The organism is Cryobacterium sp. TMS1-20-1 (genome assembly GCF_004402355.1).
Lineage (GTDB): Bacteria > Actinomycetota > Actinomycetes > Actinomycetales > Microbacteriaceae > Cryobacterium > Cryobacterium levicorallinum.
In genome coordinates, this window is record NZ_SOGF01000004.1 from 1 (window position 1) to 19,052 (window position 19,052).

At 65.4% G+C, this 19,052-nt stretch carries 11 protein-coding genes; 5 read left to right on the forward strand and 6 right to left on the reverse strand.

From position 1 onward, the window contains the following. A partial coding sequence (locus tag E3O45_RS00805) for an HNH endonuclease signature motif containing protein (RefSeq protein WP_134441134.1) occupies nt 1-1,421 on the forward strand: 1,421 nt, incomplete at its 5' end. A 98-nt stretch (nt 1,422-1,519) separates the two neighbouring features. Here E3O45_RS00805 and glgB read toward each other — a convergent pair. Beyond that, nucleotides 1,520-3,859 (reverse strand): 1,4-alpha-glucan branching protein GlgB, encoded by a 2,340-nt coding sequence (gene glgB, locus E3O45_RS00810; protein ID WP_134441135.1) that lies wholly within the window; start codon nt 3,857-3,859, stop codon nt 1,520-1,522. Continuing rightward, nucleotides 3,856-5,952, reverse strand: a complete 2,097-nt coding sequence (locus E3O45_RS00815; protein ID WP_370450281.1) for an alpha-1,4-glucan--maltose-1-phosphate maltosyltransferase — start codon at nt 5,950-5,952, stop codon at nt 3,856-3,858. Before E3O45_RS00815 ends, glgB begins: the two co-directional genes overlap by 4 nt. Before the next feature lie 116 nt (nt 5,953-6,068). On the opposite strand from E3O45_RS00815, the gene glgP reads away from it, so the two are divergent. Next, a complete protein-coding gene (glgP, locus tag E3O45_RS00820) occupies nt 6,069-8,636 on the forward strand; it encodes an alpha-glucan family phosphorylase (protein WP_134441137.1) in 2,568 nt (855 codons plus the stop codon). 77 nt (nt 8,637-8,713) lie between these two features. Here glgP and glgX read toward each other — a convergent pair whose 3' ends face one another. Beyond that, complete coding sequence (glgX, locus tag E3O45_RS00825; RefSeq protein ID WP_134441138.1) at nt 8,714-10,792, reverse strand: glycogen debranching protein GlgX; 2,079 nt, start codon at nt 10,790-10,792, stop codon at nt 8,714-8,716. Nucleotides 10,793-10,849: 57 nt separating this feature from the next. On the opposite strand from glgX, the gene E3O45_RS00830 reads away from it, so the two are divergent. From E3O45_RS00830 to ligA, 3 genes are read left to right on the forward strand one after another with little or no spacing between them, the layout of a single operon-like run. Continuing rightward, nucleotides 10,850-12,028, forward strand: coding sequence for a cysteine desulfurase family protein (locus E3O45_RS00830; RefSeq protein ID WP_134441139.1), 1,179 nt, complete (start codon nt 10,850-10,852; stop codon nt 12,026-12,028). Nucleotides 12,029-12,071: 43 nt separating this feature from the next. After that, nucleotides 12,072-13,262 carry a tRNA 2-thiouridine(34) synthase MnmA gene (mnmA, locus tag E3O45_RS00835; protein ID WP_174843034.1) on the forward strand — a complete coding sequence of 397 codons (1,191 nt, stop codon included), beginning with the start codon at nt 12,072-12,074 and terminating at the stop codon, nt 13,260-13,262. Then, nucleotides 13,255-15,516 carry an NAD-dependent DNA ligase LigA gene (ligA, locus tag E3O45_RS00840; protein ID WP_134441140.1) on the forward strand — a complete coding sequence of 754 codons (2,262 nt, stop codon included), beginning with the start codon at nt 13,255-13,257 and terminating at the stop codon, nt 15,514-15,516. The genes mnmA and ligA overlap by 8 nt, the downstream gene beginning before the upstream one ends. A 166-nt stretch (nt 15,517-15,682) precedes the next feature. On the opposite strand, the gene E3O45_RS00845 is transcribed toward ligA, so the two are convergent. The 3 genes from E3O45_RS00845 to E3O45_RS00855 all read right to left on the reverse strand — a co-directional run bounded on the left by E3O45_RS00845 (nt 15,683) and on the right by E3O45_RS00855 (nt 18,911). Further along, nucleotides 15,683-16,825: a glutathione-independent formaldehyde dehydrogenase gene (locus E3O45_RS00845; RefSeq protein WP_134441141.1), complete on the reverse strand. Its 1,143-nt coding sequence runs from the start codon at nt 16,823-16,825 to the stop codon at nt 15,683-15,685. Nucleotides 16,826-17,063: 238 nt separating this feature from the next. Beyond that, nucleotides 17,064-17,852 carry an aldo/keto reductase gene (locus tag E3O45_RS00850; RefSeq protein ID WP_241985163.1) on the reverse strand — a complete coding sequence of 263 codons (789 nt, stop codon included), beginning with the start codon at nt 17,850-17,852 and terminating at the stop codon, nt 17,064-17,066. A 72-nt stretch (nt 17,853-17,924) separates the two neighbouring features. Further along, on the reverse strand, nt 17,925-18,911 hold the full coding sequence (locus tag E3O45_RS00855) for a zinc-binding dehydrogenase (RefSeq protein ID WP_134441143.1): 987 nt from the start codon (nt 18,909-18,911) through the stop codon (nt 17,925-17,927). Nucleotides 18,912-19,052: the final 141 nt, after the last annotated feature.

Genomic DNA, 19,052 nt, shown 5'->3' on the forward strand with positions numbered 1-19,052 from the left:
TCGTCGACCGGGTGATCTACCTCGAGAAGGTGATCGCGTGGGCGCAGGCGAGTAAGGCTGAGGTCTTGACTGAGGCGTGGGATTACACCACTAACAGTGCTGAGACCGGGCGGCCGCAAGCCGGGCCGCAGCATGAGCATGACTGGGATGCGACGTTCGCCGCTCAGCAGTGCCTGGTCGCCGAAATGGCCTGTGCGCTGCGCATCCCGGCCGGGACAGCGTCTGGCCTGTTGCGGGAGAGCCGGGTGCTGGTCGAGTCCCGGCCCGAGACCCTCGATGCTCTCCGCACTGGGGAGATCTCCCTGCGGCATGCCCAGCGGCTGCTCGANGGGGAGATCTCCCTGCGGCATGCCCAGCGGCTGCTCGAACAGCTGGATTCCGTCTCCGAGCCCGCCCGGGCCGAGTTGGAGGCGGTGTTGCTGCCGCACGCGAAACGCCTCACTCCGGCGCAGTTCGATGGCAAGGCCCGCAAACTCCGCGAGCGGTTCCACCCTGACAGCATTACCGTTCGTCGCACCCGGTGTCTGGCCGATCGCCGGGTGCAGTTCTTCCCCGATAAGGACGGCATGGCCACCCTGTGGCTGCGGGCGGCGGGCGACGACCTGCAAGGCGTCTATACCCGCGTTACCGATGCTGCGATCAGTCTGCAGGGCCCCGATGAGCCCCGCACCCTCAGCCAACTCCGCGCCGACGTCGCCATTGACCTGCTCCAGCAGGGTGTCACCGGCACAGGTCTCGGCGCCGGCCTCACCGCCAACGTCAACATCACCGTCCCGGTCCTCACCCTGATGGGTGTGACTGAGGAACCCGCCGACCTCGAAGGGTACGGCCCGATCGACCCGGAGACGGCCCGCCGGCTCGCTGGGACGGCGACGAGTTTCCTCCGCGTCCTCACTCACCCGCACACCGGCATCGTCCTCGACGTCAGCTCCACCCCGTTCCGCGTGCCGGCGGCGCTGAAGAAATACCTCCGACTACGCGATGGAACCTGCCGGTTCCCCGGCTGCAACCGCTCCGCCGGCCACGCCGACCTCGACCACACCATAGATAAACAATTCGGCGGCCCCACCACCGCCACCAACCTCCACTTCCTCTCTCCCGCCCACCACAACCTGAAGCACTTCTCCGATTGGAAAGCCACCGCCGACCCCGACGGCACCGTCCACTGGACCAGCCCCGCCGGCAAACACTACGCCACCGACCCCGCCACCCGCATCAACCCAACGCGACAACAACAGGCAGCGCCACAGGCAGCAGCGCCACAGGCAGCAGCGCCACCCGAACCGCCCGCCCCACCACCGCCGGACTCGCCTGCACCGCTGCCGCCAGCCGAACCGATCAGCGATCCGTGGAATGGCGACTGGAACGGCAGCTGGAACACCGCGCGGGACACCGACCCCACCGAGCCCCCACCGTTCTAGGGTCGACGGACAGGCTGAATACCACCGATTCTCAATGAATGCTGCGTCGCCAGATTGCTGTCGTTGGGCGCAGCCCCCCGCAATGGAGGGTCGGGGAGTTAGCGGCGGAGGCGCAGCCAAAGACCGGCCAGGGGCGGCAGGGTCAGGGTCGCGGAGGCGGGGCGACCGGCCCAGGGCTCGTTGTAGGCCTCGACGCGGCCTTGGTTACCCACCCCGGAACCACCGAAGTCGCCGGCATCCGTGTTGAGAATCTCCTCCCACGCTCCGGCGAATGGCAGCCCCACCCGGTAGTCCGTGTGCGGCTGCCCGGCGAAGTTGAAGAAGCACGCGACCGGAACGCCGTGGTTGTCCCAGCGCAGGAACGACACGATATTTTGGCTCGCGGCACCGCCGTCGAGCAACTCAAAACCACCCGGGTCGTTGTCGCGGCTCCACAGACTCGCGTTGTCGCGGTAGACCCGGTTGAGCTGACCGACCAGGTTGAACAGGCCGCGGTGCGCCGGCTGGTCGAGCATCCACCAGTCCAGGCCGCGCTCCTCGCTCCACTCCGACCGCTGTCCGAACTCGCTTCCCATGAACAACAGCTGCTTGCCCGGGTGCGCCCACATGAACGAGAGGTAGGCGCGCACGTTGGCAAGCTGCTGCCAGGAGTCGCCGGGCATCTTCGACACCAGGGCGCCCTTGCCGTGGACGACCTCGTCATGGCTGATCGGCAGCAGAAAATTCTCGCTGAACGCGTAGATGAACGAGAACGTGATGTCGCTGTGGTGGTACGAGCGGTACATCGGGTCGACCTGCATGTACTCGAGCGAGTCGTGCATCCAGCCCATGTTCCACTTGAACCCGAAGCCGAGCCCGCCGCCGCTGGTCGGCGCCGTGACCCCGCCCCAGTTGGTGGATTCCTCAGCGATCATGATGGTGCCGGGGTTGCGTTTGTAGGCGGTAGCGGTGATCTCCTGCAGCAGGCTGATGGCCTCGAGGTTCTCGTTGCCGCCATACTGGTTCGGCTCCCACTGGCCGTCTTCGCGCGAATAGTCGAGGTAGAGCATCGAGGCGACCGCGTCGACGCGCAGGGCATCAATATGGAATTCCTCGAGCCAGTACAGGGCATTAGCGACGAGGAAGTTGCGCACCTGCATCTGACCGAAGTCGAAGATGTACGTTCCCCAGTCCAGCTGTTCACCGCGGCGCGGGTCCGGGTGCTCATACAGGGCCTGGCCGTCGAAGCGGGCGAGGGCGAAGTCGTCCTTCGGAAAGTGGCCGGGCACCCAGTCCATGATCACGCCGATGCCGGCCTGGTGCAGTCGGTCGATCAGGTAGCGCAGGTCGTCTGGCGAGCCGAACCGGCTGGTCGGCGCGTAATAGCCGCTGACCTGATAGCCCCACGATCCGCCAAACGGATGCTCAGCCAGGGGCATGAATTCCACGTGCGTGAAGCTGAGTTCGTTCAGGTACCCGACCAGCTCGTCGGCGAGTTCCCGGTAACCGAGCCCGGGTCGCCAGGAGCCTACGTGCATCTCGTAGATGCTCATGGCCTGGTTGTGCGGATCGGTGGCGCTACGGTTGGTGAGCCATTCGGTATCCGCCCATTCGTAGGTGGAAGCGGTGACGACCGACGCCGTCTGCGGTGGAACTTCGGCGAGGCGGGCCATCGGGTCGGCCTTATCGATCCAGGCGCCGGACTGCGTGAGCAGCTGGAACTTGTAGTTGGTGCCGAGCGCCAGACCCGGAATGAACAGTTCCCACACGCCGGTGCTGCCCATGTTGCGCATGGCGTGGGTAGAGCCGCTCCACCCGTTGAAGTCACCGATAACCCGCGCGGCCTGCGCGTGCGGCGCCCAGACGGCAAACGAGGTACCGGTCGAACTGGCCGTGACGCCCTGGTGCTGACGGTGGTGTGCTCCCAGCACGTCCCATAGACGTTCGTGGCGGCCCTCGCCGATCAGGTGCAGGTCGAGTTCGCCGAGGGTAGGAATGAAGCGGTAGGGGTCGTCGCAGATCCACGGTGGCGCTGACTCATAGCGGGCTTCGATCGTATAGTCGCTGAGCCCGACGGTGCTTTCGCCCTGCCAGATGCCGTGCGCGAGGTGGGCCAGCTCAACGTGCGACCCGTTGGCGAGAATCGCGAACACCTCGGTGGCAAGCGGACGCAGCGCCCGGATGGAGACGCGTGGGTCGGACACGCCGGTCTGGTGGGCGAGGTGCTGGCCGAGGATTTCGTGCGGGTTGTAGTACCGGCCGGCGGCGACGGCCTCGAGCACGTGCTCGGGTATGGTCGCGGGTTCGATCGGGGCCGAGTTCTTCTGGACTGTGCTGGGCCCGGATTTCGGGGACTGTGCCTTCTTGCCGTCGATTTTCTTTGCCTGACCCTTCGTATCCGTGGACTCGTGCTTCTGGTGTTTCTGGTGTTTCTTGTTTTTATCTTTGTGACCGCTCATGCTGGGGCCGAAGTGTGCGGTGTGACGTGCAGAATATGCACCGGCTCTGTGAAGGCGTCGAGTCGCACGAAGTTGTCGGCCGCCCAGGTCCAGGTGGCTCCGGAGACCAGATCGTGCACGTCGAAGTTGTCACCGCGGACAATGCCGAACCGGGTGACGTCGAGGTGCACGATCGTTTCGCGCACGGAGTGCGGGTCGACGTTGGCGACGATGATGAGAGCATCCGCTTGGCCGGTGCCGGTGAACGCGGCGTCGAGGTACTTGCTGTAGACCAGAATCGAGTCGTCGTCACTGGCGTGGATGTCGAGGTTGCGCAGTTGCGCCAGCGCCGGATGCTCGGCCCGAATGCGGTTGAGCAGGGTGAGGTAGGGCGCGAGGGACTTGCCGAGTTCCTCGGCCTTGCTCCAGTCGCGCGGCCGATACTCGTACTTCTCGTTGTCGATGCTCTCTTCGGCGCCGGGCCGGGCGACGTTCTCGAACAGGTCAAAACCCGCGTAGACGCCCCAGCTAGGCGCTGCCGTAGCGGCGAGGGCCGCGCGAATCTTGAACGCGGCCGGGCCGCCGAACTGCAGGTACTCGGTGAGAATATCCGGCGTGTTCACAAACAGGTTGGGGCGCAGAAAATCGGCCGTGTCATTGGCGAGGCCGTCGAAGAATTCCTCGAGCTCAGTCTTCGTGTTGCGCCAGGTGAAGTAGGTGTACGACTGCTGGAAGCCGACCTTGCCGAGCGCCTGCATGAGCGCCGGGCGGGTGAACGCCTCGGCCAAGAACACCACGTCGGGGTCGGTCTGATTGACTTCGGCGATCAGCCACTCCCAGAAGTCCAGCGGCTTGGTGTGGGGGTTATCGACCCGAAAGATGCGCACGCCGAGGCTGATCCAGTAGCGGAGCAGGCGCAGCGCCTCGAGCCGGATGCCGGCCGGATCGTTGTCGAAATTGATCGGGTAGATGTCCTGGTATTTTTTCGGCGGGTTCTCGGCGTAGGCGATGGAGCCGCCGGGCAGGGTCGTGAACCACTCCGGGTGCTGCTGCACCCAGGGGTGGTCGGGGGAGGCCTGCAGGGCAAAGTCGAGGGCGATCTCAATGCCGAGGTCCGCCGCTTTTTTCAGAAAGGACTTGAAGTCGGCGACGGTGCCGAGATCGGGGTTGATGGCATCGTGGCCGCCGTCGGCCGAGCCGATCGCCCACGGCGAGCCAGGATCACCGGGGGCGACTGTGAGTGAGTTGTTTGGACCCTTGCGGAAGGCCTGCCCGATCGGGTGGATCGGCGGCAGATACAGCACGTTGAACCCCATCGCCGCGACGGCGGGCAGGCGTTTCGCGGCGGTGGGGAACGTTCCGCTCTTCCAGCTGCCATCTTTTTGCCGAACGGCGCCCTCCGAGCGCGGGAAGAACTCGTACCACGAGCCCACCCCAGCCCTGGCGCGTTCGACGATGATGGTGCGTTCGGCCGAGAGCGAAGCCAGCCCGGCGAGGGGATGAGCGGCGATGGCTTGCCGCAGCGCGGCATCCGCGACCGCGAGTAGTCGTGCGGCGGCCGGCTTGCTGGTGTCGGCGAGGGCGGTCGCTGCGGCCTGAAACAGGCGGCGGGCCGCCATCGGGCGATTCTGGTCGATGCCGGCCTGCTGCAGCAGCGCGCCGCCGATGCTGAACATGAGTTCCACGTTGATGCCAGCCGGAACCTTGATCTGCGCATTGTGTTCCCAGGTGGCGAACTCGTCGGCATAAGCACGCACCCGATACCTCCAGTGGCCGGCGACGCCGAGGAGCACCTGCACGCCGTAGCGGTCGGTCCCCTCGCCCTGCAGCAGCATGAGATGCCGGGTTTCGCTGCCGTCGGGCGCCGTGAGCTGCAGGTCGACGCCGATCAGGTCGTGGCCCTCGCGAAAAGCGGTCGCGCCAAATGGGACGACCTCGCCGGCGAAGGCGCGGGCCGGCCATTGGTTGTCGTTCAGCTGAGGCGAGAGATCGAGAACGGGGATACGGCCAATGGCTGCGCCGGAGGCACCGCTAGCCTTTTGTGGAGACGCACCGGCCGGGGCGCTGCTCGATGCTGTCGGCAGGGTCGTCTTTTTTGCTGCTGTCTTGGCCACAGAATGACCGTAGCGTGAAAGCGTGGCAATCATGCTCGCCTCGCGCCACCCTCGCCCGCGAGACGCGAACATTCGGCGTTACGTGTTCGCCATCTGGCACCCCTAAGGTTGACCTCGTGAAGGCCATCCGCAAATTTACCGTCCGTGCCGTCCTGCCTCAGCCCCTCGCGGCGCTGGAGGAGCTTGCCGGCAATCTTCGCTGGTCGTGGCACGAGCCCACCCGCCAGCTGTTCGAGCGCATCGCCCCCGAGCTCTGGCGCGAGATCGGCACCGACCCGGTCGCCCTGCTCGGCGCCGTCGACCCGCACCGTCTCGACGATCTCGCCCAGGACCACGATTATGTGGCCGAGGTCAACTCCGCCCGAGACGCCCTGCGCGACTATCTGGAGCAGCCGCGCTGGTATCAGAGCCTCGACGGCGAGAAGCCCGCCGCGATAGCGTATTTCTCACCGGAATTCGGTATCGCCGCCGCGCTGCCGCAGTACTCCGGCGGCCTGGGCATTCTGGCCGGCGACCACCTCAAGAGCGCCTCCGACCTCGGCCTGCCACTCGTCGGCGTTGGCTTGTTCTACCGCGCCGGCTACTTCAGCCAGTCCATCTCACCGGACGGCTGGCAGATGGAAAGCTACCCGCTGCTCGACCCCGACGGGCTGCCGCTCTCCGTGTTGCGCCGAGCCGACGGCTCTGCAGTGCAGGTGTCGCTCGCCCTGCCGGATGACCGAACCCTGCATGCCCGGGTCTGGCAGGCCAAGGTCGGTCGGGTGCGCCTGCTGCTGCTCGACGCCGACATTCCCGAAAACGCCGACGACCTGCGCCTGGTCACCGACCGGCTCTACGGCGGCGGCGGCGAACACCGCCTGTTGCAGGAGCTGCTGCTCGGCATCGGCGGCGCACGCGCCGTCAAACTGTGGAGCTCGCTGCACGGTCTGCCCGAACCCGAAGTGTTCCACACCAATGAGGGCCACGCCGGTTTTCTCGGTCTGGAGCGCATTTCGAGCCTGATCGGCGAGGGCTTGAGCTTTCAGGAAGCCCTGCAGGTGGCCCGCGCCGGAACCGTCTTCACCACCCATACCCCGGTCGCCGCCGGCATCGATCGGTTTGAACGCTCCCTGGTTCGCCGCTATTTCGGCACCGACCTGCTGCCCGGCGTCGACGTCGAGGACCTGCTCGCTCTCGGGGCCGAAAGCTACGCCGGCGGTTCCTCCGACGTGTTCAACATGGCCATTATGGGCCTGCGCCTGGGCCAGCACGCCAACGGCGTGTCGACCCTGCACGGAGAGGTCAGCCGCCGCATGTTCAACGGCCTCTGGCCCGGTTTTGATTCAGCGGATGTCCCGATCACGTCGATCACGAACGGCGTGCACGCTCCGAGCTGGACCGACCCGGCGCTCAAGAGCCTCGCGCTGAATAAACTCGGCACCAGTGACACGTCAACGGCCAACTGGGCCTCCGGCGAGGTCTCGGACCAGGATCTCTGGTCGGTGCGCGGTCAGATGCGCCTACAGTTCGTCGAGGATGCCCGCCGGCGCTTGCTGAACGCCTGGCGCGACCAGAACCCGGGTGGCATCGCTCCGGCCTGGATCGGCCGGGTCTTCGACCCGAACGTGCTGACCATCGGATTCGCCCGCCGCGTGCCCACCTACAAGCGCCTGACCCTGATGATGCACGACCCCGAGCGCTTGCGTGCCCTGCTACTGCACCCGGAGCATCCGATTCAGATCGTGATTGCCGGCAAATCGCACCCCGCCGATGAGGAAGGCAAACGGCTGATCCAGAAGATCGTGCAGTTCGCCGCCGACCCTGCGCTGCGCAGCCGCATCGCATTTCTGCCGGACTACAACATTGCGATGGCCCAGTTGATGTATCCGGGAACGGATGTCTGGCTCAACAATCCGCTCCGCCCGCTCGAAGCCTGCGGCACGAGCGGCATGAAGGCCGCGCTGAACGGCGCGCTCAACCTGTCGATCCTTGACGGTTGGTGGCCGGAATATTACGACGGCAAGAACGGCTGGGCGATTCCCTCGGCCGATTCCGCCGGGGATTCCGCTGAACGTGACCGGCTCGAGGCCGAAGCGCTCTACGAACTGATCGAGCACCAGGTCGCGCCGGTGTTCTACGAGCGGAACGCCGACGACGTGCCCGAACGCTGGGTCTCCAACATTCGGCACACGCTGTCGACGCTGTCACCGCAGCTGTCAGCGGATCGGATGGTGAGCGAGTACGTGCAGCGCCTGTACCGTCCGGCCGGTCATTTTGAGGCGCTGATGTCGGCCAACAACTATCGGGCCGCCCGCGAACTGGCTGCCTGGAAGAGCAAGATCGTCTCCGCCTGGCCCCAGGTTGCCGTGACCCACGTCGAATCCGGCGGGGTCTCCTCGGTGCCCGAAGTCGGCGACGACCTTCATCTGCGGGCGCACGTGCAGCTGAACGGGCTGTCCGCCGACGATGTGACCGTCGAAGTCGTCTACGGCAAGAGCCTCGGTACCGACGAACTGCGCGATGTCGCGATTCAGGCGCTCGCTCCGGCTTCGCTGAAGGAAGCACCGGCCGGCGGAGCGACCCTGTTCACCGGAACGGTCGAACTCGACCGGGCCGGAACCTTCGGTTACACCGTTCGGGTCGTGCCCAAGAACGCGCTGCTGATTAGCCCGGCCGAGATGGGTCTGGTCGCCGTCGCGAACTAGCGGTTGCGGCCGGCCGACCGGTTCACGCCCACCGGTTCACGCCGACCGGTTCACGCTGGCCGGCTCAGGCTGGTCGTTCAGGGGCGCGCGGTGCTGCGCGGAACGAACGCGCCGTGCGCCCGCATCAGCTGCATCGAGGCCCCCGGCACGAACAGGCGAGCGCCCGGCGCATGCTCGATGACCGAATCGCGCAGGTCGTCGTGACTGGAATCCCAGAGCAGCGTGTAGGCATCCACTCCCTCGTGTTTGGGCAGGGTGACGGTCTCATCCTGCTCGCGCGCGTTCACCACGAGCAGGATGCGGTTGAAGGCTTCGTGCTCCGGTGTGGACGCCGCCATGTACTGCAGGGTGCGTTCGGTGGGGGAATTCCAGGCGTCACCCTGCAGCGCGTCACCGGCGATGTTGTACCAGTCCAGTTGGCTGGCACTCGGGGTGGTCTCGCCGAACCGGCCGAAGTGCACCGGCCGTAATGCCGGGTTCTCCCGGCGCAGCTGCAGCAGCCGCCGGGTGACTCGGTGCAGGTCCTGCTGCCAATCGTCGAAGTCCCAGTTGAGCCAGGTCAGCTCGCTGTCCTGGCAGTAGGCGTTATTGTTGCCGCGCTGGCTGCGACCGAATTCGTCACCGGCCGTGAGCATCGGAATTCCGGCCGACAACAGCAGCGTGCCGAGCAGATTACGCATGGCCTTGCGCCTAATGGCCAGAATCGCCACGTCGCGGGTCGGGCCCTCGACGCCGTGGTTATACGAGCTGTTGTTGTCGGTTCCGTCGCGGTTCGACTCGCCGTTGCCGAGGTTGTGCTTGTTGTTGTACGCGGTCAGGTCGGCGAGCGTGAACCCGTCGTGTGCCGTGATGAAATTGAGCGAAGCGAGTGGGCCGCGCTCTTTGGAGAAGGTGTTCGACGAACCGGCGACGCGGGTCGCGAAGCGTCCGATGCCGCTGCCGGCCGAGCCGGTCAGGCGCAGGCTCTGCATGTCGGACAGCCAGAAGTCGCGCATACGGTCGCGGTAGCGGTCGTTCCATTCGGTCCAGCCGGGCGGAAAATTGCCGGTCTGCCAGCCGCCCTGGCCGACATCCCAGGGTTCGGCGATGAGCTTCACCCCGGCCAGCTCCGGGTCGTCACGAATATCGCGCAGCAGCGGATGCTCCGGGTCGTAGACGACGCCGGCGTCCCGCCCGAGGGTCGCGGCCAGGTCAAAGCGAAAACCGTCGATCTGCACCTCGTTCGCCCAGTAGCGCAGCGAATCGAGTACGAGCCGCTTGGGCACATCATGGCTGAAGTTGACCGTATTGCCGCAGCCGGTCACGTCGATGTAGGCACCGGAATCGTCCTGGCGGTAATAGGCGGCGTTGTCGATGCCGCGCAGGCTGGTCACCGGGCCGTTGCGTCCCTCTTCGGCGGTGTGGTTGTAGACCACATCGAGGATGACCTCGAGCCCGGCCTCGTGCAGCAGCTTGACCATGCCCTTGAACTCCCGCAGCACGGCTTCCGGACCAGCCGACTGAGCGGCCTGGGTGGCATAATCGGCGTGCGGCGAGAAGAAGTTGAGGGTGTTGTAGCCCCAATAGTTGATCAGGCCCTGCTTGATCAGGCGCTGCTCCGACACGAAGGCCTGCACCGGCAACAGCTCGATCGCGGTCACGCCGAGATCTTTCAGGTAGCGGATGGTCGATTCATGGGCCAGACCGGCGTAGGTTCCGCGCAGGGCGGCCGGAACGAGCGGGTTGAGCCGGCTGATCCCACGCACGTGCGCTTCGTAGACGACGGTGTGATCGAGCAGCGTGGCCGGTTTGGTGGCACCGTTCCAGTCGAACGCGTCATCGACGACCGAGGACTGCCACAGCCCGGCACCGACCCGCACCAAACCACGGGAATACGGCTCGATCAGGGTTTTCTCTGGGTGAAAGGAGTTATTGGGGTTCGCTGGACCGGAGACGCGAATGCCGTAGCGCCGTCCCGGTGACAGGGTGCGAGATTTACCGGACCAGACGCCGTGCACGTCCTTGGTCATCGGCACGCTCTTGATGATCCAGTTGGGGTCGGTGTCGTCGAACAGACACAGGTCCATGGCATCGGCGTGTTCGGCCCAAACGCGCAGTTCGCCACCGGCGCTGGTGAGGCGCACGCCGAGATTGCGCAGGGGGTCGGCGGAACTCATGAGTTCAAGAGTAAGCCGTGATCAGCACCGGCATCCGCTCATCTGTAAAATAGGGGAATGGTTGTCTATTTGGATCATGCGGCGACCACGCCCATGCTTCCCGCCGCTATTGTCGCTTACGCCGAGGCGATGGGGGTCGTCGGTAACCCCGCATCCGTGCACAGCCAGGGTCAAAATGCGAAACGGATGCTCGAAGAGTCGCGTGAAATCGTGGCCGCGAGCCTCGCCTGTGACCCGATCGAGGTCGTCTTCACCGGCAGCGGCACCGAGGCGATCAACCTCGGCATCAAGGGTTTGTACTGGGCGCGCGCACCACGCCGGCGCATTCTGGTGCCCGGCGGAGAACACCACGCCACGCTCGACACGGTCGAGTGGCTGGCTCAGCACGAAGACGCCATCGTCGAGTGGATTCCGCTCGACGACCGGGGCCGCATCGACGTCGGCGCGCTCGAGGCCGCCATTGCGCGTGACCCGCTCGATATCGCCCTGGTCAGCGTGATCATGGCCAACAACGAGGTCGGCACCATCGAACCTGTTGCGGAGGTGGCGGCGCTCGCCGCAGCCCACGGCATTCCGGTGCACGTCGATGCGGTCGCGGCCTACGGCTATATACCGGTCGATTTTCGTATCCTCGCGGCCGCGGGCGTGTCGGCGCTGAGCGTCTCGGCGCACAAGGTCGGCGGCCCGGTCGGTATCGGGGCGCTCGTGCTCGGGCGTGCCACGACCGTCGAACCTCTTATTCATGGTGGTGGCCAGCAGCGCAAGGTGCGCAGCGGCACCCAGGATGTTGCGGCGGCGGTCTCGTTCGCGGTGGCGGCATCCGCTCTCATCGCGCACGGCGATGTAAACGCTCGCCTGATGGCGCTGCGCGACCGCGTCATCGCCGGTGTGGCCCTGGTCGCGCCGGGGGCGCAGCTCAACGGTGACCCGACCCACCGGCTGCCCGGTAACGCCCATTTCAGTTTTCCGGGCTGCGAGGGCGACTCGTTACTGTTCGCCCTCGACGTTGCCGGCGTGTCGGTGTCGACCGGATCGGCCTGCCAGGCCGGCGTGCCTGAGCCCTCGCACGTGCTGCGAGCGATGGGACGCAGCGAGGTCGAATCCCGTGGGGCGCTGCGCATCACGCTCGGGCACACGTCGACCGACGCCGACGTCGACGCGCTGCTGGCGGCGCTGCCCGCGGCGCACGCCCTGGCGCTCGCCGCGGGCATGGCCGATCGAGTGCCCGGGCACTGACCGTTACGTTTGCGGGGTCAGCACTGGCGCGTACACTCGTTGGGTGAGGGTTTTAGCAGCAATGAGTGGCGGTGTTGATTCCGCCGTCGCAGCCGCGCGCGCGGTCGAAGCGGGGCACGAGGTGGTCGGCGTGCATCTCGCACTGAGCCGCATGCCGGGCACGCTGCGCACCGGCAGCCGCGGCTGCTGCACCGTCGAAGATTCGATGGATGCCCAGCGCGCCGCCAATATCATGGGCATTCCTTACTACGTCTGGGATTTCTCCGAACGGTTCAAGCTCGACGTCGTTGACGACTTCATCGCCGAGTACGCGGCCGGCCGCACCCCGAACCCCTGCATGCGCTGCAACGAGAAGATCAAGTTTGCCGCCCTGCTCGAAAAGGCCATGGCCCTCGGCTTCGACGCCGTCTGCACCGGCCACTACGCGAGCATTCTGACGGATGCCGACGGCAACAAGGAGCTGCACCGCGCGGCCGCCTGGGCCAAGGATCAGTCCTATGTGCTCGGCGTGCTCACCGCCGACCAGATCAACCACTCCATGTTCCCGCTCGGCGCCACGCCGACCAAGGCCGAGGTGCGGAAAGAAGCCGCCGAACGCGGCTTTTCAGTGGCGAACAAGCCCGACTCCTACGACATCTGCTTCATTCCTGACGGTGACACCAAGGGCTGGCTCGGCGAACGCGTCGCCCCGGTCACCGGCGACATTCTCGACCGGGAGGGCAACACGCTCGGCCAGCACGACGGCGCCGTTGCCTTCACCGTGGGCCAGCGTAAAGGGCTGTCGATCGGCACCCCGGCCGCCGACGGCAAGCCGCGCTTCGTGCTTGAGGTGCGCCCGATCACCAACACCGTCGTCGTCGGCCCGAAGGAGGCGCTCGCCATCAAGGAGATCGCCGGCAACAAGTACACCTGGGCTGGGCTTGCCCCCGAACATCCAGAGGTGGAATTCGCCTGCCACGTGCAGATTCGCGCTCACGCCGACCCGGTTCCGGCCGTCGCCCAGCTTGTGTCGACCACGGCCGTGACCGGCGTTGACGGTTCTGTCGAACTGCGCATCATTCCGAACGAACCACTCAATGGCGTCGCCCCCGGCCAGACCGCCGTCGTCTACGTCGGTACTCGGGTGCTCGGCCAGTGCACCATCGACCGCACGGTCAGCGCCGTACCGATCTCTTCAGACAGTTCCGTCTCAGCACCTACCGCTTCGGCCAGCCCCGTCCCGGTCAATGCCTGAGTCCGTCGCGGATTCCACCCCTGACGCGCTGAGCGCAGCGGCAGCCGAGGCTGCTGATATCACCACCCGCGTGCTCGCTGCCCGCGATGCCTACTACGGGCAGGACGCGGCCGTTTTCTCCGACGCCGACTACGACCTGCTGGTGCGGCGCCTGGCCGAACTCGAACGGCTCTACCCCGAGCTGCAAAGCCAGGACAGCCCCACCCAGACGGTCGGCGGGCGCGCCGAAACGACCCTGTTCGACCCGGTCACCCACGCCGAACGCATGCTCAGCCTCGACAACGTCTTCTCGATCGAAGAATTCGAGACCTGGGCGCGCAAGGCCGCGGAGAATTCCGGCCGCGCCGTGCACTACCTGTGTGAACTCAAGATCGACGGCCTCGCCATCAATCTGCGCTACGCCAACGGCGTGCTCGTCTCGGCGGCCACCCGCGGCGACGGCGTCGTTGGCGAAGACGTCACCGAGAACATCGACCTGGTCCCCGGCATCCCGTCTCGGCTGGCCGGCAGCGGGCATCCGTCCTTGATGGAAGTACGTGGCGAAGTCTTCTTCCCAGTGGCTGCGTTCGACGAACTCAATGCCGCGCAGTCCGCCGCGGGAGAGCGGGTGTTCGCGAACGCCCGCAACGCGGCGGCCGGGTCGCTGCGACAGAAGGCCGCTGGCAAGAACACCGGCCAGTTGGTTCTGATGAAGGCCCGCCTGGGCCGGCTGCGCATGCTCGTGCACGGCATCGGCGCCTGGGAGGACCCGCCCGTGCAGGCCCAGTCCGAGGTCTACGGCCTGCTCGAAAGCTGGGGTCTGCCGACCAGCAGCTACTTTTGCGTGGTCGAGTCTGTCGCCGAAGCGGCCGAGTTCATCGAGTACTACGGAGCCCACCGCGGCAGCGTCGTGCACGAACTCGACGGTATCGTCATCAAAATCGACGAGCTCGCTCTGCACGCCGAACTCGGCGCCACCAACCGCGCGCCGCGCTGGGCCATCGCCTACAAATACCCGCCGGAGCAGGTCAACACCAAGCTGCTCGACATCGTCGTCAGCGTCGGACGCACCGGCCGCGCCACACCGTTCGCCGTGATGGAAAAGGTGCTCGTGGCCGGCAGCGAAGTGCGCCAGGCCACCCTGCACAACCAGGACGTTGTGAAGGCCAAGGGCGTGCTGATCGGCGACACCATCGTGCTGCGCAAGGCCGGGGACGTTATTCCCGAGGTGCTCGGCCCGGTCGTGGAACTGCGCGACGGCACCGAACGCGAATTCGTCATGCCGATCAACTGCCCCGAATGCGGCACCCCGCTGGCCGCGGCCAAGGAGGGCGATATCGACCTGCGCTGCCCGAACGCGCGCAGCTGCCCCGCCCAGGTGCGCGGCCGCGTCGAGCACATCGGCAGCCGCGGCGGCCTCGACATTGAGGTGCTCGGCGAGGTCGCGGCCTCTGCTCTCACCCAGCCGACCGTGCCCTCGCGGCCGCCACTGCCGACCGAGGCCGGACTGTTCGACCTCGAATTGGCCGATCTGCTGCCGATTCAGGTGATCGTGCGCGACGCCGAAACCGGGCTGCCCAAGGAAGGCGCCGACGGCACAGCCCGGCAGCGCATGCCCTTCCAGCGCAATCCCACGGCCGCCGAGAAGAAGCAGGGGCTGGAGGGCCCGCAACCGTCCTCGAGCGCGCTCAAACTCCTCGTCGAGATCGATAAAGCCAAAACCAAACCGCTGTGGCGCATCCTGGTCTCGCTCAATATTCGTCACGTCGGCCCGGTCGCCGCCCGCGCCCTGGCTAACCATTTCGGCTCCCTCGACGCCATTCGGGCGGCCTCCCGCGAGGAACTCGCCGAGGTCGACGGTGTCGGCGGCATTATCGCCGACGCGGTGCTCGCCTGGTTCCTGGTGGACTGGCACGTGGACATCGTCACCCAGTGGGCCGCGGCCGGCGTGCAATTCGCCACGCCGGGCCACCCCGGTCCGGGCGCGGCCGAGACGGCCGGGGGAGTGCTTGCCGGGCTGACCGTCGTGGCTACCGGCTCGCTCGAGGGCTTCACCCGGGAGGGCGCCCAGGAGGCGATCATCGCCGCGGGCGGCAAGAGTGCCTCCAGCGTGTCGAAGAACACCGACTTCGTCGCCGCCGGGCCGGGTGCCGGGTCGAAGCTCGGCAAAGCCGAAACCCTCGGCATTCGAGTCCTCGACGCCGACGAGTTTCGAACCTTACTCGCGGGCGGGCCAGACGGGTTGGCGCCCGCGTCCTCGCCTGTATCCACGTAGGCTGCCGCACAGGCCTCTTGGGTTCCCATAGATTTTTGACCGGTCGCCCACCGGGCTGCCGGTGTTTCTCCGAGTGGGCGACCATAGCCTGACGAACTTGAGTTCACGCCCTCAAAGGTCGAGTCCGAGCGGTGATCGCGCCGCGGCGAGGTCGTTCAACAGTGCCCTATTCGGGCTTGAGGATTACTTTGGTCCACCCGTTGTTGCGGTCGCCGAAATTCTTGTAGGCATCCGCAGCTTCGCTGAGGGGGATCTCGTGGGAAACGATCCATGAAGGTTTGGCCTTGCCCATCGCAATCAGGTCGCGTAATTGTCGATTGTATTTCTTCACCGGGCATTGCCCGCTGCCCATGCTCTGGCCTTTGAGCCATTGCAGGCCGTAGTCAATGGCAATCTTGCCCTGCTGGGCGTTCTCGTCGAAGCCGCCGGGATCTGCCGGCAGGAAGACGCCGACAACGCCGATGCCCCCGGTGATGCGCACGGACTGAATCAGCCGATTCAGAGTCATGGCGGGATCTTCGGTGCCCTGGGGGTCGTGGGCCTGATAGCCAACGCATTCACACCCCCGGTCCGCGCCGATTCCCTGGGTTTGGTCCAAAACGAATTGAACCGGGTCCGTCTTTGAGTCATCAACGGCTATTGCGCCGATCTGCTCGGCGAGGGCCAGCCGGTCCGGGCGTCGGTCTACGACCCAGACTTTACTGGCGCCCTTGATCGTCGTAGACAGTGCAGCCATCAGCCCGACCGGACCTGCACCGTAAATCACGACTGTGTCACCGGGCATGACGCCGGCCATCTCAGTAGCGTGGTAGCCGGTAGGGAAGATGTCCGAAAGCATCACGTAATCGTTCTGCTTTTCTATGGCGTCTTCACCCAGGCGCAGGCAGTTACTGTCACCGTAGGGCACACGCAGCATTTGGGCCTGTCCGCCGGGATACGGACCCATTCCCGCGAAGCCGTAGGCGGCGCCCGCGCCGACGGGGTCTGGTTGAGTGGTCATGCAATAGTTGGTAAAGCCGCGTTCGCAATTCTTGCAAAAACCGCAGGAAATATTGAACGGCAGCACGACGCGTTCGCCGACTCTTACCTTGTCGACGCCGTTACCAATCTCTATGACCTCGCCCATATTTTCGTGGCCAAACGTGCGTCCAACCTCGAAATCGGTGCGTCCCTCGTACATGTGCAAATCTGACCCGCAAATATTCGTGGCCGTAATGCGCACCAGAACGTCAGTGGGGCGTTCGATCGTGGCATCCGGAACTTCTTCAACGTTGACCTCATTGGGACCCTTGTACACGACTGCCTTCATTTTTTCACTCCCTGAATTTTTGCCCGTGTAAGACGGAAGGTCCGTCTTCACTTTCGGAGGTATTAAATGGATGAATGTCGGACAGCCCTAGGCCGTGCCGAACATGAGCATGTATCAGTATTATCACGATCGGACATGACCTGCCACTGTGCATCTCGTCGGGCTGGCTGGTAGGGCGGTGACCAAATTCAGAGAACTCCGCCTGGCCAGAGTGCGTTTCAAGAAAGAGTGGACGGCGTCACAGAATATCGAGTGGTTGCTTGCTGCGCGGCGCCGGAAATGCGTTATCCAAAGACAGGCAATCCTCGGCGTCGAGGACTACCGCGCCCGCGCCGACATTCTGCTGCACGTGCTCCCGCGACGATGCCTTGGGAATCGCGATGACGCCCGGTTGCCGAATGACCCAGGCGAGCGCGATCTGGGCACCCGTCACTCCGTGGCGCTCTCCGATTTCGGCCAGTAGCGGATGCTCAAGCAGGGTCGGTCCCTGACCGAGTGGCGAATAGGCCATGAGCGGCATGCCCCGGCGTTGTTGCCAGGGCAGGAGGTCAAATTCGATGCCCCGACTGCCGAGGTTGTACAGCACCTGATTGGTGGCGCATCCGTCTGGTGCTCGCCTCAGATCATCCCGGTCGAAATTCGATAACCCCCAGCTTCGAATCTTGCCAGCCGCACGCAGGTGTTCGAACCCGTCGACGGTCTCGGACAGGGGAAAACTGCCGGACCAATGCAGTAGATAGCCATCGAGCCGATCGGTTCCGAGCCGGCGCAGGCTGCGCTCGCACGCAGCCACGACGCCGCTGCGGCTCGCGTTGTGCGGGTAAACCTTACTGACCAGCACGACGTCATCGCGGTGACCGCGGATGGCCTCGCCGACCAGTTCTTCCGAGGCGCCATCGCCATACATTTCGGCGGTGTCGATCACGGTCAGGCCAGCGTCGATCCCCGCGCGCAGGGCCGACACCTCGGTCTTTCGCTTTGCGGCGTCTTCACCGAGATGCCAGGTTCCCTGGCCAATGACGGGCACCTGAAAGCCGTTGAAGAAGTCAGTTTCGCGCAGGCGGTCCCTTACTTAGTGTGCATTTCCAGACGGTCTGGCTTACGTATTCTGAAGACTGAGAACGATCTTGCCGAGGTGGGAGTTCGCGGCCATGAGATCCTGCGCTTGTTGGACTTCGGTCCAGGGCAGGATCCGATCAATCAATGGGCGCAGTGCTTCGGAAGCCAGGTCGACCTCGGACAGGAGCGCGGCGACGATGGCGGCTTTTTCGGCAGCGTCACGGGTGCGAAAGGTGACCCCGATGATGCGTAGTCGTTTAAAGGCCAGTGCTTCCAGATCAAGATCACCGTGGGCACCACCGAGGCGCCCCACACCGACCAGGCGTCCCAGGAGTGCGGCGCAGCGAATATTGTCCGCAAGATATGGGCCACCAACGTGGTCGACGATGACGTCGACCCCGCGGCCATCCGTCAGTTCCAAAACCCGATCTGCAAAACCGGCCTCGCCCACCTCGACCACGTGATCGGCCCCCTGAGAACGGAGCACGTCAGTTGCCCGGTCCGTGCGAACGGAAGCAATGATGAGTCCGGCGCCCAGGTATTTTGCCAGCTGTACACACTGAAGCCCCACCGTTGAGGCCGCCGCATGAACGAGCACCGTTTCGCCCGGCTTAAGGTCACCCGCAGTGCGGAGCGCGTTGTGCTCGGTCATCAATCCGAGGATGGCAGCAGCACCCTCCGCGTAGGTCCACGCCGGCGGAATCGGTACAACCAGCGCAGCGTCGACAACGACTTCCTCACTCAAACCTCCACTGACGGTGGCCATGACGCGGTCCCCGACGTGAACGCCCCTCACCTCGCTTCCCACCGTGACGACGTCGCCCGCAGCATCCAGCCCCACGACGACCGGAGTGCTGCCTGGGCTGACCGGCTGGTGGGTTCCCGCGCGCTGGCCCAGGTCGGCACGGTTCACCGACGCAGTCCGCACACGGATCTTCACCTGACGCGGGCCCGGTTCAGGGCTCGGGAGATCCCGCATCGACAGCACGGATCCGCCCGGGTTCTGCTCAACAACAATTGCTCTCATATCTGCCAGTGTGCTACTTCACGGTTACTTCCTGCCGAAATTTCGGCTCAGTGGAGACTTTTTTCTCGTCGTCGGCGATGCCTGGTTTTGTACGATCAACGCGAATCGCCAACCGGTGCCGGTGTCGGCGCCGGTCCTGGG

Excerpts from the sequence above, each read along its gene's own strand:
- glgB (WP_134441135.1), bottom strand. The coding sequence starts at position 3,859 with ATGAGCGGTCACAAAGATAAAAACAAGAAACACCAGAAACACCAGAAG.
- E3O45_RS00855 (WP_134441143.1), bottom strand. The coding sequence starts at position 18,911 with ATGAGAGCAATTGTTGTTGAGCAGAACCCGGGCGGATCCGTGCTGTCG.
- ligA (WP_134441140.1), top strand. The coding sequence starts at position 13,255 with ATGCCTGAGTCCGTCGCGGATTCCACCCCTGACGCGCTGAGCGCAGCG.
- E3O45_RS00830 (WP_134441139.1), top strand. The coding sequence starts at position 10,850 with ATGGTTGTCTATTTGGATCATGCGGCGACCACGCCCATGCTTCCCGCC.
- E3O45_RS00845 (WP_134441141.1), bottom strand. The coding sequence starts at position 16,825 with ATGAAGGCAGTCGTGTACAAGGGTCCCAATGAGGTCAACGTTGAAGAA.
- glgX (WP_134441138.1), bottom strand. The coding sequence starts at position 10,792 with ATGAGTTCCGCCGACCCCCTGCGCAATCTCGGCGTGCGCCTCACCAGC.